The organism is Chloroflexota bacterium (assembly GCA_016197225.1).
In the GTDB taxonomy this organism is placed as follows: Bacteria; Chloroflexota; Anaerolineae; order Anaerolineales; family VGOW01; genus VGOW01.
On record JACPWC010000057.1, the window covers coordinates 67878 to 83145 of the forward strand.

Annotated in this window: 12 protein-coding genes and 1 riboswitch; of the genes, 8 read left to right on the forward strand and 4 right to left on the reverse strand. The window is 61.6% G+C overall.

Features of this window, described 5'->3' with window-relative positions; translation table 11 throughout:
* Positions 1–11: 11 nt before the first annotated feature.
* The 3 genes from HYZ49_09925 to HYZ49_09935 form a co-directional block, all read right to left on the reverse strand.
* Positions 12–1118 carry a glycosyltransferase family 2 protein gene (locus tag HYZ49_09925; GenBank protein MBI3242596.1) on the reverse strand — a complete coding sequence of 369 codons (1107 nt, stop codon included), beginning with the start codon at positions 1116–1118 and terminating at the stop codon, positions 12–14.
* Positions 1119–1133: 15 nt separating this feature from the next.
* Positions 1134–1910, reverse strand: a complete 777-nt coding sequence (locus tag HYZ49_09930; protein ID MBI3242597.1) for a glycosyltransferase family 2 protein — start codon at positions 1908–1910, stop codon at positions 1134–1136.
* 146 nt (positions 1911–2056) lie between these two features.
* Positions 2057–2146, reverse strand: a riboswitch (cyclic di-GMP riboswitch).
* Positions 2147–2294: 148 nt separating this feature from the next.
* On the reverse strand, positions 2295–2510 hold the full coding sequence (locus HYZ49_09935; GenBank protein ID MBI3242598.1) for a hypothetical protein: 216 nt from the start codon (positions 2508–2510) through the stop codon (positions 2295–2297).
* Positions 2511–2872: 362 nt separating this feature from the next.
* Between HYZ49_09935 and HYZ49_09940 the strand changes: the two genes are divergently transcribed.
* The 6 genes from HYZ49_09940 to HYZ49_09965 all read left to right on the forward strand — a co-directional run bounded on the left by HYZ49_09940 (position 2873) and on the right by HYZ49_09965 (position 9036).
* Entirely contained in the window at positions 2873–3289 is a 417-nt protein-coding gene (locus tag HYZ49_09940) for a hypothetical protein (GenBank protein MBI3242599.1), read from the forward strand.
* Positions 3225–5180 (forward strand): GAF domain-containing protein, encoded by a 1956-nt coding sequence (locus tag HYZ49_09945; protein MBI3242600.1) that lies wholly within the window; start codon positions 3225–3227, stop codon positions 5178–5180. The genes HYZ49_09940 and HYZ49_09945 overlap by 65 nt, the downstream gene beginning before the upstream one ends.
* A 227-nt stretch (positions 5181–5407) precedes the next feature.
* On the forward strand, positions 5408–5827 hold the full coding sequence (locus HYZ49_09950; GenBank protein MBI3242601.1) for a response regulator transcription factor: 420 nt from the start codon (positions 5408–5410) through the stop codon (positions 5825–5827).
* Positions 5824–7161: a pyruvate carboxyltransferase gene (locus tag HYZ49_09955; GenBank protein MBI3242602.1), complete on the forward strand. Its 1338-nt coding sequence runs from the start codon at positions 5824–5826 to the stop codon at positions 7159–7161. The genes HYZ49_09950 and HYZ49_09955 overlap by 4 nt, the downstream gene beginning before the upstream one ends.
* Complete coding sequence (locus HYZ49_09960; GenBank protein ID MBI3242603.1) at positions 7161–8483, forward strand: 3-isopropylmalate dehydratase large subunit; 1323 nt, start codon at positions 7161–7163, stop codon at positions 8481–8483. The genes HYZ49_09955 and HYZ49_09960 overlap by 1 nt, the downstream gene beginning before the upstream one ends.
* 16 nt (positions 8484–8499) lie before the next feature.
* Positions 8500–9036, forward strand: a complete 537-nt coding sequence (locus tag HYZ49_09965) for a 3-isopropylmalate dehydratase (protein ID MBI3242604.1) — start codon at positions 8500–8502, stop codon at positions 9034–9036.
* A 12-nt stretch (positions 9037–9048) separates the two neighbouring features.
* Here HYZ49_09965 and HYZ49_09970 read toward each other — a convergent pair whose 3' ends face one another.
* Positions 9049–9444 carry a hypothetical protein gene (locus tag HYZ49_09970; GenBank protein MBI3242605.1) on the reverse strand — a complete coding sequence of 132 codons (396 nt, stop codon included), beginning with the start codon at positions 9442–9444 and terminating at the stop codon, positions 9049–9051.
* A 198-nt stretch (positions 9445–9642) separates the two neighbouring features.
* Between HYZ49_09970 and HYZ49_09975 the strand changes: the two genes are divergently transcribed.
* Together HYZ49_09975 and gltB are read left to right on the forward strand one after the other, a co-directional pair.
* Entirely contained in the window at positions 9643–10635 is a 993-nt protein-coding gene (locus tag HYZ49_09975; GenBank protein MBI3242606.1) for an isocitrate/isopropylmalate dehydrogenase family protein, read from the forward strand.
* A 120-nt stretch (positions 10636–10755) separates the two neighbouring features.
* Positions 10756–15267, forward strand: a complete 4512-nt coding sequence (gltB, locus tag HYZ49_09980; protein MBI3242607.1) for a glutamate synthase large subunit — start codon at positions 10756–10758, stop codon at positions 15265–15267.
* Position 15268: the final 1 nt, after the last annotated feature.

Below are 15268 nucleotides of genomic sequence, written 5' to 3' on the forward strand. Positions count from 1 at the left end.
TGATTTCCTTTCTACCACCACACGACAGCCAGCGTCGCCGCTTTCAACAGAGCGAATAGCGGGCCGAAGGTCAATTTCGCCACCAACGCCACCGGGCCTTTCGCGGCCTGGGCAAAATCAATTGTGAAACCCGCCTGGCGCAGAATTGCCCGGTCGGAGACTTTGCGAAGTTTCTGAGTGGTCTGCCGTTTTCTCAGGATGTGTTGCCAATTCGCGCCGAGCCACTGATAGGCCAGCAATTTATTTTTGATGTTGCGCCGATCAGCCAGCAACACAAATCCCCAGGTGATCACTTCGGCCAGCAGGAGCGCGGGCAGAAGCGCGAACAACGTGGGCCAGCGCAGGTTCTTCAGGAGCATCAAGTAGCGGTTGCGCTCCTGGAAGAACACTTTGAGCGGGGTGATCTTCAGTGTGTAGCTGTGGCGGATGACGCTGTCTGGCGTGTACCAGTTTCGCCAGCCAGCCAGCCGGGCGCGCCACGAGAGATCGGTGTCTTCCATGTAAAGGAAGAAGTCTTCGTCAAACCCGCCGAGGGCGGCGAACGTTTCCCGCCGAATGGCAAAGGCCGCGCCCGAAACGGCGTTGACGGCTTCGGATTTGTCGAAGGTTTCACGCGGCAGGCCGAGGCCCCGGCACAGAGTCAGGCCCGTCAGGTGAATGGCGTTGCCACAGGTGTTGATCCGGTCGGGTTGATCCGTAAGCACAATTTTCGATGTTACCAACCCGATCTGCAGATCGTTTTCAAACGGGGCCAGCATGGCTTCCAGCCAGCCTGCTTCTGCGACGGTGTCCGGGTTGAGAAATATGAGGTATTCGCCTTTCGCCCAGCTTGCGCCGATGTTGTTGCCGCCGCCAAAGCCGACGTTGGTTCGGGAGCGGATCAGCGTCACCTGAGGAAAATCGCGCTCCATAACATCAGCGCTTCCGTCGCCGGAAGCGTTGTCCACTACAACAACTTCACACTCCGGGCCGACAGTTTCCAGAATGGAGGCCAGGCAGGCGGATAGTTTTGCCCCGCTGTTGTAATTGACGATGATGACGCTTGCGTGAGGGGCGACTCGCCAGGCAAGCAGGGTGGGCGCTTTGTTCCGGGTTAGTACCGAATTGAGGGTTGTCATATCCAGCTCCCTTTCCTATGGCGAGGAAGTTCCAGCAAGAGGCCGCCGTTCGAGTGGAGGCCGAGGCGGCTGAGCAAAGCCAAAACGCCGCTGGCGCTGGCCGACCAGCCGCAACATCTCGCTTAACACGGCCAGCCCGTGGATAAATACGTTTCGCTTCGGCCTGCCCTGATAGCGAACGGTGATCGGCACTTCACCCAGCCTCAAATCGTAATCACGGGCCAGAAATTGCATCTCGGACTCCACCGCGAAGCCGCTTGATTGAAATGAGATTGTTTGGAGTGCGCGGGGAGAGAAAGCCCGGAACCCGCTCTGAGAGTCAGTGATCGAAGTGCCGGACACTGCATTGGTGAGGAAATTGAAGAGCAGATGGCCCAGGATGCGGATCAGAGGCACCTCGTTGCGCTTCTCCAGATAGCGTGAGCCGATGACGATGTCGGCTTCACCCTTGAACACCGGGGCGGCCACTTTCGGCATTTCCTCTGGCAGGTGCTGGCCGTCGCCGTCTATAGTGACGACGACGGCTGGCTCAAGCTCGCGCGCCTTGCGGAAGCCGGTGTTGAGCGCCGCGCCTTTGCCCTGATTGCGCTCGTGCCTGACGACGATGGCCCCGGCGGCGCGCGCGATTTCGGCGGTGGCGTCGCTCGACCCGTCGTCAACGACGATCACCACGTCCGCAAAATCACCGGCCTTGAGCACCATGTCGCCAATGAAGCGCTCTTCGTTGAAGGCGGGGATGAGGGTCACCACTCTGGGATGGTTTGCCGGCAAAATGGATTTATTGGCGGCCATATGTTCTCCTTTGCAAAGTAGCGCTCCAGTGACCGGAGCTTTCCAAAATGTTGGGTTGCGCCTTGCCTTCCGGCAAAATAAAACGAGCCTGGTAAATCCAGGCTCGTTGAAGCTAAATTAGGAATGCGAGGGCCTATAATAAAAACTTCGGCGGCCTGGCGGTCATGGCCGACTCAGGCGGCTGTAGACCCATAGCTTTGCGCCCCCGGCTTTCGCCGGGTTTGCCTTTATCAAGTTTTTAAGTTGACAGGTTCTATATTTACTTCTTAGTCTGGCGTTAGTATATGTCAGCATAATGATGATGTCAGTTGGTTTTTGGAGGGAATAGTTAGGAAAAGTAACATAAATTCCAGCGCCGGTGCTTGACATGAAAGATAGCGGGGGCTACACTGCTAGCGCAAGCCGCGCGCCGAGCGATTGGCCGGAGAGATCAACGGTGTTAACGACTACAACTTTCACAGCTACCTCATCTACCCTTGCCGGGTCTCTGGCCGTTGTCGTCACCCTGCTATTGCTGGCTATGCTGATCCAAAAGGAAATGACGAGCGCGGCGAAGGATAGCCGCACCTGGAAGCTGGGCCGGGCCTTGAGCATTGCCATTGTTCCACTCCTTATCGCATTTATCTTAATTGCGGCTGTTAGGTTAATTGAGATTTTGCATTAGCAAGGTGATGACCCAGCCGCTCTGCTTCCATTGCTCGGGCGAGTGCGCCGGGTGGAACAGGATGCATCCTTTTGGGCGACTGCGGCAGAAGACAACGCGAGAGCTTTGTACACTTCGCCTCAGAATTCGGGCGCAACTATCTGGCAAAACATGAATTGACGAACTGTTTTGATCTGGGCTAGACTGTATTATCTCAGCCTGGAGTGTGAGATATTGACTTGGGCCGCGAAGCCCTCGACCTTTCATCGGCGCGGAAGGTTGGGGGCTTTTCATTATTTGCTTCAAACGCTGATTGCCAATGCTTTGCTTATCCGAAACCTCGACGGCGGCCATGCCGCTCACTGCCCCGGACTGGCCGACGGCGCTAGGTATCTTGCGCGACGCCGGCACGACGATCAACCGTCTTGGCCCCGAAACCTCTTTGCCTGAGGCTCTCCAACTCATCGCCCAAACCGCCGCTCGTCTGATCGGTCTTGATCCGGCGGATTGCCCGACGGCGGTGATTTACACCTACGATGCCGCTCGTGGAGCGTTCGATCCGAACTCGCGCGTCTCTGCCGGGGAAGGCGAGTCGCCGCTTCTCGGCGACGCGCCACGACCGGACGGCGCGGGCGCAACGGCCCTCTCCCGCCGCTCGCGGGTGTTGTCGTATGAAGAGAACGGCATCGCCTTCCACCCTCTCAAACGGACAACCGGTCGGCGCGTTGTACATTGATCTACGTTCTGACCGCCGCTTCGCCGACGAAGAGTTGTTGCTGTTGGATACCTTTGTCCATTTGGCCGCCGTCGCCATTTACAACACGCGCCAGTTTGAGGGCATGAACCGCGCTCTGCAACGCAAGGTGGACGAGCTCGAACGCCTCCAGCGCGCCGGACATCTGCTCAGCTCCCGCTTGAATCTGGATGATACGTTGCGCGAAATTCTCAACACCGCACTCGACCTGATCGGTGCCGAACACGGCTCGTTCCGGTTGCTGGACAAACGCGCCGGCCTCCTGCGCCTGAGCGCGATTGCGCCCAGCCCGGCCTTTGGCCGCCCTTCTCCCTCCGCAGGTTTCCCGTCCGAGGGCGAAGGCCTGGAAGTAAGCGAACGCAGTAGTGTGATGGGTTGGGTGGCCCAACATCGCCGACCGATACGGATCGCCGACTTGCGCGAACCGCCCTGGGCCGAAATCTACCGCCCTCTGCATCCACTGCGCGAGATGCGCTCTGAACTGGCCGTGCCATTGTTGGGGCCGGGCGGCGGCCTGGAAGGTGTATTGAACCTCGAAAGCCCGCGCCCGGGCGCATTCGACGCCGAGGATCAACGGGTGCTTGAATCACTCGCCACCCAGGCCGTCATCGCCATTCAGGAAGCCAAACTGCTGGCGGCCATCGAAGCAGTGACCGAGCAGTTGCTCATCCGCTCGCCGGACGAAACCTTCACCCTGTTGATCGAGCGCGCTTGCGACCTGCTCAACGTGCCGCATTCTGCGATCTGGGAGGTGTCGGATGGCGAGCCAAAGGTGTTGACTCTGCGAGCGTCTAACGGGGACTTTCCACCCAGTTACCAGGTGCCGGTGCAGAGCAGTTTATTGGGCGCCGCCGTGCTCACCCGCCGCCCGGTCATCAGCGGCGATCTGCATTCAGATGCTCGCGTCCTGCGCCCGGAGTTGGCGCGGCAAATGGGCTGGACTTCGGCGCTCATCGCGCCGCTGGTCGCGCGCAACGGCACGCCGCGCGGCGCTTTCGGAGTCTACACAACCGGGCCACGTGCCTTTTCGGATTGGGACGTGCGCTTGTTGACTTGCCTGGCCAATCACGCCGCCGCCGCGCTTCAGCAGGCCGAGGCGCTGGCCCAGGTGAAGCTGGCCGAGGAAAGGCAAGCCGTCGCCGAGACGTTCGCCGTGCTGGGCGACGTGGCCGCCAACCTTCTGCACCGCGTCAACAACCGGGTTGGCCTGATCCCGGTGCAGGTGCAGGACATCGCCGACAAGCGCCCGGCCATCCTTGCCGATCCGTACCTGGAAGCGACGTTGCGTGACATCGAAGACAGCGCCCGGGCCGCGATGGAAGCCGCCCGCGAGACGATGACTTATTTGCGCCCGCTCCATCTGCGGCCCATCGCCGTGGCCGCCTGTTACCGGACGGCAGTTGCCTGGTTGGACCTGCCGCCCCACATTCGTCTTTCGGCCTCGGGGTTGGACTCCTTGCCGCCGGTGTGGGCCGGCGAGGAGCAACTGCGATTGGTCTTGTTCAATTTGATCGAAAACGCAATGGATGCCTTCGCCGATCGTTCCGGGCAGATCAGGGTGAGCGGGCGCATCGTCGCCGATTCGTTTGACCGTGACCGGCAGTGGGTGGAGATCACCGTGGCCGACGACGGGCCGGGGGTGCCGCCGGCGACGCGGGGAAAAATATTCGACCCCGACTTTTCGACCAAGCGCTCCATCAACAAACTGGGCTTTGGGTTGTGGTGGGTCAAATCGTGGGTGCAACGTTGCGGCGGCAGTATTGCCCTGGCCGACTCGCCCCATTCGGCGAACTTGACGGCGGAGGAAGGTGCGGGAGGAAGTGGCGGTTGCACCTTTGTCATCCGGCTCCCGCCCGCGCCGCGAGGTGAATGAGTATGGAGATCATCGAACATCTTTATGCTCTGGTGGTCGAAGACGACGCGCGCTGGCGCGTCCTCTACGAAGGAATTCTGATCGAGGCCGGCTATGTATGCCGCTTTGCCGAGAGCTACGGCGAAGCGCGTGGCTGGTTACAGCGGGCAATGTTCAAGCTGGCGATTGTAGATTTGCACCTGGCCAGTTCGGCGGAGCGGCAGGAAAACAAAGACGGTTTCTCTTTTTTGCGGGCGGCGCGTCAGCGGGGCGTGCCGGCCATTGTGGTGAGCGCCCTGGGAGCGCCGGAAGACATTGATCGGGCTTACGAAGAATTCGGCGCGTTCGCTTTCGTGGAGAAAGAGTTGTTCAACCGCCACACCTTTGCCCGCTTGGTCGCCGAAGCTGTGGCAACAGCCAGCCTGTCTGAAGGAGAAGTCAAATCCGCGCCACATTTCGCGGACGAATTGACCGAGCGCGAGCGCGAAGTGTTAGCCCTGCTCACCCGGGGTTGCACCAATCGCCAAATTGCGGAGGCGTTGCTCATCACGCCCAACACCGTCAAGAAGCACGTTGACCACATCCTGCAAAAGCTGAACGTGAGCAACCGGGCGGCGGCAGTGGCGGCGGCCCTGCGCGACGGATTTATAGGAGAAAGCACCCGATGACACTCGAACCGGCCCGGTTCGCCCAATACCGGCCTCGCCCGCTGGAAATTATTGATACCACGCTGCGCGAGGGACAGCAGACCTCTCTTCTGCACGATCACTATAAATATTTTTTCACCCGCGCCGACAAGGAAGAAATTCTGAGCGCGTTGATTACTTACGGAGTCAAATTTGTCGAGTTGTTCGCCCCGGTCGTCAGCGCCCAGGAGCGGGACGATTTCGCGGCGCTCAAGGCCGCGCGCGATGCGCTCATTACCCAGAAGGGCTACACCTTCCTGCTTGCCCACGTCCGCTGTCATCCGCGCGATGTGGAATCCGCAATCCAGGCCGGAGCCGACGGCCTGAACTTCTACATCGGTACTTCAGCCGAGTCGCAGGCCTTCAATCATGGGCGCGATCTTAAGTCCATTGCTACTGAAGCCCGGACGCTGATCGAAGACGTGCGCCGCTGTTATCCCCATCTCATCCTGCGCTTCTCGGGCGAAGACGCCTTCCGCACCCGTGAAGCCGACCTCTTCCGCGTGTACGATGAAATTGCGCCGCTCGTGGATCGCCTGGGACTCCCGGACACGGTCGGGGTTGCCACTCCGGCCAGCGTTGCCCAGCGCGTCGAGGCCCTGCAAACCCGTTACCCGCAGATGGAGTTCGAGGGCCATTTTCACGACGACCGGGGCTTTGCTTTGATCAATGCCCTCGCCGCCGTCGGTCATGGCGCGCGTTACCTCAACACCACCGTCCTCGGCTTCGGCGAGCGGTCGGGCATCACCTCGCTCACCGCCCTGCTGTTCAACTTGTATATTGATCGCGACTACGACAAGCTCGAAGGCTATCACCTGCGCGGCTCTTATCCGCTCAACGTTCTGGTCGCCGACAAGCTCAAGAAGCTTGTCCCATCCAAAGAGCCGGTGAGCCTCACCAACCGAACGCACACCGCGGGCGTGCATCAAAACGCGGTCTTGCGTGATTCGTCGGCTTACGAGGCGCATCCGCTTGATGTCTTCGGGGTGAGCGCGTCCGAGATTCTGCTTGGCCCGCTCTCCGGCTGGAACATCATCCATTACTTTCTCAAAGAGATTCGCTACTACCAACTTGATGAGGCCGTCGCCAAAGAGATCGCCGTCGTCTTCAAGGAGCGCGTCTATCAACTTGCGCCCGACATTTCGCCCGAACAGGTGTTGATCGGTATTGCTGAGAATCAATTCGGCCTGGCCCGTTTGCAACTGCCGGAGACAGCGCGTAGCCAGATCATCCAACGACTCGACTCGCCTGAGGGTGAGCGCGAGGCCGGGGTGGCGGGCGTCCCACTCAACGGGCGCTCGAAGGACGTTCACTGATGGGATACACGTTTGCCGAAAAAGCTCTGGCCCGCGCCGCCGGGCTGTCCCACGCCGTCGCCGGGCAAGTGGTGGACGCCCGCCCCGACATTGTCCTCTCGCACGACAACACGGCGGCCATCGCCAAAATCTTTCGCTCTATCGGGCTGGAGCGCGTGGCTATCCCCGACCGAATGGCGATCACCCTCGACCACGCCGTGCCAGCGCCCACTACCAAACACGCTCAGAACCACGCCGAAGTGCGAGCCTTCGTCAAAGAGCAGGGCATCAAGCATTTCTTTGAAGTCGGGCGCGGCATTTGTCATCAGGTCTTCAGTGAAGAAGCGTTGATCCTGCCCGGCCAACTCATCCTGGGATCGGACTCGCACACGGCGCACTTCGGCTGGCTGGGGGCGTTTGGCGCGGGCGTGGGCCGTACCGAAGTGGCCGCCCTGTGGGCGACCGGCGAACTCTGGTTGCGCGTGCCGGAGAGCATGAAGATTGTGGTCACCGGCGAACTGGGCCGGGGCATCACCGCCAAAGACCTGTCCCTGCATATCATCGGCCAACTCGGCGCAGAGGGCGGGTTGTACATGTCGGTCGAACTCTCCGGCCCGGCCATCGAACAGATGAGTCTGGAGAGCCGCATGGTTATCCCCAATATGATGGCCGAGTTTGGGGCGAAGAATGCCTACCTTGCCCCGGACGAAAAAGTGTTTGAGTATCTGGCCGAGAGGCGGCTCAGACGTGTTGCGTATTCCGTATTGCGTAACGCGGACGCTCGGTCAGCCATCAACGATCAGAAATCAACTATCAAAGAATTGGCTCTGTATCCGGACCCCGACGCAGTTTACGCCGCCGTTCATACCTTTGACGCCTCAGCCATCAGTCTCACCGTCTCTTGCCCCCACACCGTTGACTCAACCCAACCCCTTTCCGCCGTCCGGGGAACGCGCATCCATCAGGCCTTCATCGGGACTTGCACCAACGGGCGCGTGGAAGACCTCGCGGCGGCGGCAGAAATCGTGAGGGGCAGGAAAGTTGCTCCGGGCACCCGCCTGCTCGTCGTCCCGGCCTCCTCTGAAGTTTATGCCGATGCGATTCGCCTGGGCCACGTTCAGACGCTGATGGAGGCAGGCGCGGTGTTCGGCACGCCGGGCTGTGGGCCGTGCATGGGCAACCACATGGGCGTGCTGGCCCCGGGCGAAGTCTGCCTCTCGACGGCCAACCGCAACTTCAAGGGCCGCATGGGACAGCCTGAGGCGGAAATTTATCTGGCCAGCCCGGCGGTGGTAGCGGCGAGCGCGGTGACGGGCGTGATTACCGATCCGAGAGAGTTGTGAGTTTGGGGGTGTGGGTGTGACTCAATCAACAATTATTGGCAGAGTCTGGAAATACGGCGACGGGGTGAATACCGACGTGATCTTCCCCGGCAAGCATACCTACACCTTGCGCGAACCAGATGAGATCGCGGCGCACGCGCTGGAAGACCTCGATCCAGGTTTTGCGGCGCAGGCCCGGCCGGGCGACATCGTCGTCGCCGGGCGCAACTGGGGCAACGGCAGCTCGCGCGAGCAGGCCGTCACCTGCCTGAAGTACAAAGGCATTGCCGCCGTCGTCGCCAAATCGTTCGCCCGCATCTACTTTCGCAACGGCATCAATCAAGGCCTGTTGCTTATCACCTGCCCGGAGGCCGTGGACGCGGCGCAGGTTGGAGACATGATGGAGATTGACCTGGCCGGCAGTCTGATCCGTCTCGCTTCGCGCGGGCGAGAGTACACATTCCCGCCTTTATCCTCCACTGCCCTGAGCATCATCGAAGCGGGCGGCCTGGTGCCGCACCTGCGGCAGAAACTTGGGCTGAGTGGCACGGCGGATGTGCGGATGACGGATTAGGGAACGCGCCTATCACCGCCGCCGCGCTTTTTTGGCCCGCAGTCGTTCCTTTTTGTTCGGCTTGTGTTTCTCCTTAGCCCGCCCTGGCAAGGCAGGCGGCCCCCCGGGCGCGCCGTCGGAATGGATAAATTCCACCAGCGGATATGGATTATCGTCAGTGCCGAGGGGCAAATGCCGCTTTGACTCCGGCACGGCGTCCAAATCTACCAGGCCCAGCGGGGCCCATTCCGAGCCGATATTCCAACCCTGTTTGCCAAAGCCCAGCATCTCGCTCACCCGGTCGCCGTTGATCACTATCGTCGGGCAGGCGGGACAAAACCAGCCAAAGTCTCCGCCCAGCACAAAGCTGTCGGCGATACGCCTCCCCTGCCGGGTGGCGATCATGTACGTCGCGCGTTCTTGCTTCAACGCCGCGCCGCAGTTCGGGCAAGGTTCCGGCCGGCCCGTGAATGAGTGAACGAAACACTTTCTTCGGATAGTCTGGTCAATGGTTGTCATTGGTTTGACTCCCCTCACTGACTGTATCTTACCGCGACCCGAGACTTCCGAAGTCTTAAAGACTTCGGAAGTCTGGGATTCTCGTGAGTGTATAATCTCTGGAGTCAGATGAACAAAACGATTGTCCTCATCCCCGGCGACGGCGTTGGGAAAGAAGTGATTCCGGCGGCGGCGGAGGTGCTGGCGGCGCTTGGCCTGGGGTTCAAATTCGTCGAAGCGCAGGCGGGCTTTGAGCACTTTCAAAAAACAGGCAACGCCATCCCCGACGAAACGCTGGCCGAGGTGGAAGCGGCCGGCGTCGCACTGTTCGGGGCGACTTCCTCCCCTTCCACCAGCGTGCCCGGCTATCGCAGTCCGATCCTGGCTCTGCGGAAGACTTTCGATTTGTACGCCAACCTGCGCCCTACCTTCTCGCTCCCCGGAAAATTTTCCCGGCCCAACGTCAATCTGCTCATCGTCCGCGAGAACACCGAGGGGCTGTACGCCGGGCGCGAACGCCGCGAGGGAGACACGGCGATTGCCGAAAGAGTCGTCACCGTGCGCGGGTCGGAACGAATCGCGCGGGCCGCGTTTGAACTGGCGAGGAAGAAAAAATCCCAAGTGACAATTGTCCACAAGGCTAACGTGCTCAAGCTGACCGACGGCCTGTTTCGCGAGTGTTGCCTGAGGGTAGCGGCGGAATTCCCGGAAGTGAAGGTGAGCGAAATGCTGGTGGACGCCATGGCGATGCGGCTGATGCGCGACCCGGAGAACTTTGAAGTGATCGTGACGACCAACTTGTTTGGCGACATTCTCTCGGATGAGGCGAGCGCGCTGATGGGCGGCCTGGGGGTTGCGCCTTCGGCGAACGTGGGCGCGCGCGTTGCGGTGTTTGAGCCGGTTCACGGCTCCGCGCCGGATATTGCCGGGCAAGGCGTTGCCAACCCCATCGGGGCGATTCTGTCGGCGGGGATGTTGTTGGATCACCTCGGCCACGTCGAGGCGGCGGATCGGGTCAGGAGGGCGGTCATGGCAACCCTGGTGGCCGGAGTCATGACAAAAGACCTGGGTGGTCAGGCGACGACGAAGGAAGTGACGCGCAAGGTTTTGGCCGGTTTGTAAAGCGACTATTCACCCAATACCCCAAACGGGTGAGCAAGGGAAATGGCCCGCTTCGGTGACGACAGAGTGCGGTCCGCTCCGTAAACTGCTAGAGAAATCCCGGCGGAACGGAGCAACCCCTTGCCTCACCCTTCATTCTCTAATTCCTCTCTCTCTCCCTACGCCCCTCGTTTTGATCGCGGCGGTTGCGGCATCGGCTTTGTGGCCGACCAGCATGGCCGCCCAAGCCACGCTCTTCTGCTTCAAGCCCTTGAGGCGCTGAACAACCTTCAACACCGGGGCGCATTGTCTGCCGACGCGCGCACTGGCGACGGGGCAGGCGTGCTCACCCCTCTTCCCCGCAACCTCTTCGCCCGTGAGGCTGAACGGCTCACCGGCCATTCCGTCAATCCCGATCAACTAGCCGTCGGCGTTTTCTTCTTTCAGCCGGACACAGCCGAGCAGTGCATGGCTCTGGCCGAGTCGGCGCTCGCGGCACAGGGCCTCCGCCTCTTGTGTTGGCGCGAAGTCCCCACCCACCCCGACGCTATTGGCGAACGCGCCCGCGCCACCATGCCGCGCATCATGCAGGCAATAATCTATAACCAATTACCAATTACTAATTACCAATTTGAGCGCTCCCTCTACCTCGCCCGCAAACACTTCGAGCGCCACGCCCGCCCCCTCGGCGCGTACGTCCCCTCCTTCTCTTCGCGCACCATCGTCTACAAAGGCTTACTCCTCGCCCCGCAACTTCCGGCTTTCTACGCCGACCTGCAAGACCCCGATTACGAAGCGCCGCTAGCCGTCTTTCATCAACGCTACAGCACGAACACGCTTCCCACCTGGCAGCGCGCCCAACCGTTCCGGGTGCTGTGCCACAACGGCGAGATCAACACTTTGCAGGGCAACATTAACTGGATGAAGACGCGCGAGCCGCAATTAGACCTGTCAGGTCTTCTCCGCCCGGTGATTGATACCGGCGGCAGTGACTCGGCGATGCTCGACAACGCGGCGGAACTGCTGATGATGGGCGGGCGCGACATCCGGCACGCGCTCACCATGCTGGTCCCGCCCGCCTGGGAAAAGCTTCCCGACCTGACCGATGCCGTCCGCGATTTCTACGAATACCACACCTGCCTGACCGAACCCTGGGACGGGCCGGCGGCCCTGGTCTTCACCGACGGTGCAACCGTCGGTGCAACCCTCGACCGCAACGGCCTGCGCCCGTGCCGTTACGTTGTCACCGAGGATGGATTGATCGCGGCGGCGTCCGAGGCCGGAGCGGTGGCCGTAGATGAAGCGCGCGTTCTCGTCAAAGGCAAACTCGGCCCCGGCCAGATGATCGCGGTGGACACGGCGCGCGGCCTGTTCTTCGAGGACGGCCAGATCAAAGCCGAACTCGCCGCGCGAAAGCCCTATGGCGTTTGGGTGCGCGACAATCTGCGAAAACTCCCTGCAACAGCCACGCGAAGCGGCCATCAGCCACGCGAAGCGACCATCAGCCAGCAGGCCGCTTTCGGTTACACCAACGAAGAACTGGTCACGGTGATCCGTCCAATGGTCGAAAACAAAGCCGAGGCCATCGGCTCGATGGGCGACGACACTTCGCCGGCGGTGCTCTCGGACAAGCCCCGTCCGCTGTTCGGCTATTTCCGCCAGCGCTTCGCGGAAGTGACCAACCCGCCGATTGACCCTCTGCGCGAAGAGTTGGTGATGTCGCTCCGTGTCCGGCTCGGCGCGCGCGGCAACTTCGTGGCTGAAACGCCGGAGCAGGCTCGACTGCTCGAACTCGACAGCCCCTTCCTGACCGACGCCCAGTTGGCCGCCCTCAAAGCCGATCCTGAACTCAAGGCGGTGACTCTCTCAACGCTGTTCCGGGCGGCAGAGGGCGCGCCCGGGTTGCAGTTGGCGCTCGACCGGCTGTGCGCCGAAGCCGAACAGGCGGCGCGGGCCGGGGCGCAAGCCATCGTCCTGAGCGACCGGGGCGTGGACGCCGAACACACTTTCATCCCATCGCTCCTCGCTCTCGGCGCGGTTCATCATCATCTTTTGCGGAGTGATTTGCGGGTGCAGGTAGATTTAGTAGTCGAAAGCGGCGAGCCGCGCGAGGTGCATCACTTTGCGGCACTCGTCGGTTATAGCGCGGCGGCCATCAACCCTTACCTGGTGTTGGCGGCCGCCGCCGGGTCGGGCCGGGATCAGGTGTCCCCCGAAGAGGCGGCGGCACGTTATCTTCATGCCGCCGAGCGCGGTCTGTTGAAGATCATGTCCAAGATGGGCATCAGCACCGTAGATGCTTATTGCGGCGCGCAGATTTTTGAGGTCATCGGCTTGAGTAGTGAAGTAGTAGACGTTTATTTTGTCGGGACGGCCTCACACCTGGAAGGCCTCGGCCTGGACGGAATCGCCGACATCGTGCTGGCCTGGCATCGGGCCGCGTTTGGCGTAGACCGGCCTTCCCTCGACAGCCCCGGCTTCTACAAATTCAAGCGCAACGGCGAACAGCACGCTTTCAGCCCGGCGGTTGTCCATGCCTTGCGCGATGCGGTGCGCACCCCCGGCGCGCTCAACGGCCACTGGGCCGAAGGGCACTCGGCTTACAAACGCTACAGCAAGCTCCAACACTCGCGAGCGCCGGTAGACGTGCGCGACCTGCTGGACTTTCACACCAATTACCAATTACCAATTACTACCGATCAGGTGGAGTCCATTCCCACGATCATCCGCCGCTTCTCCACCGCCGCCATGTCGCACGGCGCGCTCTCGAAAGAGGCGCACGAGACCATGGCGATTGCCATGAACCGCCTCGGCGCGTGGAGCAACTCCGGCGAGGGCGGCGAAGACCCGGCGCGTTACTACGGCGAGAGCAACGACCGCATCAAGCAAGTGGCCTCGGCCCGCTTTGGCGTCACCCCGGCCTATCTCGTTTCGGCAGACGAATTGCAGATCAAAATGGCGCAAGGCTCCAAGCCCGGCGAGGGCGGGCAATTGCCGGGCCACAAAGTCACCGCCGAGATCGCCGCCATCCGTCACGCCACGCCCGGCGTGACGCTCATCTCGCCGCCGCCGCACCACGACATTTACAGCATCGAAGACCTGGCGCAGTTGATCTACGACTTGCGGCAGATCAACCCGCGGGCGATCATCTCGGTCAAACTGGTGGCGCAGGCGGGAGTTGGCACGATCGCGGCGGGTGTGGCAAAGGCGGGCGCGGACGCGATCCTCATCAGCGGCAGTTCCGGCGGCACCGGCGCGTCGCCGTTGAGCAGTATCAAATATGCGGGCATCCCCTGGGAACTTGGGCTGGCCGAGACGCAGTACGTTCTGATCGAGAACGGCTTGCGCGAGCGCGTTCGTTTACGAGCCGACGGCGGCCTGCGCACCGGGCGCGATGTGGTCGTGGCCGCCCTGCTCGGCGCGGACGAATACTCTTTCGGCACGGCGGCGGTGGTGGCCGAAGGTTGCCTCATGGCCCGCGCCTGCCACCTCAACACCTGCCCGGCCGGAATCGCCACCCAACGCCCGGAACTGCGGGCCAAGTTCGACGGCACGCCCGAACAAATCATGGCCTTCTTCATGCACGCCGCTGAAGAAGTGCGTGAGATTCTGGCGAGCCTCGGGCTGGAGTCGCTCGACGAAGCGATTGGCCGGGTGGAATTGTTGAAGCAGATGGCCGCTCCGCGTGAGCGGCCTCTGGACCTCAGCCGCCTCTTGCTCGCGCCGCCGGGTGATGGCTCCCGGCGTTACACGGGTGAGCCGAATCGCGTTCCTTCGGACTCGCCGCTCAACGAGCAACTTCTGGCAGATTGCGAGCAACACTCAATCCTTGACCACCCCTGGCGGCCTCTGCGCCGGGAAAGTTTTGTGTACCACATCACCAACCGCGACCGCGCCTTTGGGGCGCGGCTGGCCGGCGAGATTGCCATGCGCTACGGCGACGCCGGCCTGCCTGAGGGCACGATCAAAGTCACGCTCCGGGGCAGTGCCGGGCAATCGTTCGGCGCATTTGGCGTGCCGGGGCTAAATCTAACATTGATGGGCGAAGCGAACGACGACGTGGGCAAGGGTCTGGCTGGAGGGAGGATCGTTATCAAACAGACTTCCGAAGTCTCGCCGGTCTTTGGCGCTTCGGAAGTCTGGGGTTCGGAAGTCTGGGCGGAATCCCCCGTGCTTGCCGGGAACACGGTGCTATATGGCGCAACCGGCGGCGAAGTCTTCATCGCCGGGCGGGCCGGTGAACGATTCGCCGTCCGCAACAGCGGCGCGACGGCGATTGTCGAAGGCGTGGGCGACCACGGCTGTGAGTATATGACCGGCGGGCTTGCCATCATCTTAGGCTCCATTGGCTACAACTTCGCGGCGGGGATGACGGGCGGCGTCGCCTTTTTGCTCGACGAGGACGGGCGAGCGCCAGCGCGAATCAACGGGCAGTTGGTTCAGGTCGAAGCGCCCAGCGACGAAGACCTGGAAATGTTGCGAGTCTGGATCGCCCAACATGCGCAACTGGCCGCCAGCAACAAGGCTCAAGCGTTGCTGGACAATTGGGCAGAGGCGTCGAAGCAGTTCTTGAAGGTCGCCCCAAAAGATCAACCGGCGGCTGGCCTCATTCCGGTAATATCGCCTGGGTTGGCTGTGCCTGTGCCGGGATAAG

What these genes read in the sequence shown, in the direction of transcription:
- HYZ49_09925 (MBI3242596.1), bottom strand. Translation starts at nt 1,118, where the DNA reads ATGACAACCCTCAATTCGGTACTAACCCGGAACAAAGCGCCCACCCTG.
- HYZ49_09930 (MBI3242597.1), bottom strand. Translation starts at nt 1,910, where the DNA reads ATGGCCGCCAATAAATCCATTTTGCCGGCAAACCATCCCAGAGTGGTG.
- HYZ49_09935 (MBI3242598.1), bottom strand. Translation starts at nt 2,510, where the DNA reads ATGGCAATGCTCAAGGCCCGGCCCAGCTTCCAGGTGCGGCTATCCTTC.
- HYZ49_09940 (MBI3242599.1), top strand. Translation starts at nt 2,873, where the DNA reads ATGCTTTGCTTATCCGAAACCTCGACGGCGGCCATGCCGCTCACTGCC.
- HYZ49_09945 (MBI3242600.1), top strand. Translation starts at nt 3,225, where the DNA reads ATGAAGAGAACGGCATCGCCTTCCACCCTCTCAAACGGACAACCGGTC.
- HYZ49_09955 (MBI3242602.1), top strand. Translation starts at nt 5,824, where the DNA reads ATGACACTCGAACCGGCCCGGTTCGCCCAATACCGGCCTCGCCCGCTG.
- HYZ49_09960 (MBI3242603.1), top strand. Translation starts at nt 7,161, where the DNA reads ATGGGATACACGTTTGCCGAAAAAGCTCTGGCCCGCGCCGCCGGGCTG.
- HYZ49_09975 (MBI3242606.1), top strand. Translation starts at nt 9,643, where the DNA reads ATGAACAAAACGATTGTCCTCATCCCCGGCGACGGCGTTGGGAAAGAA.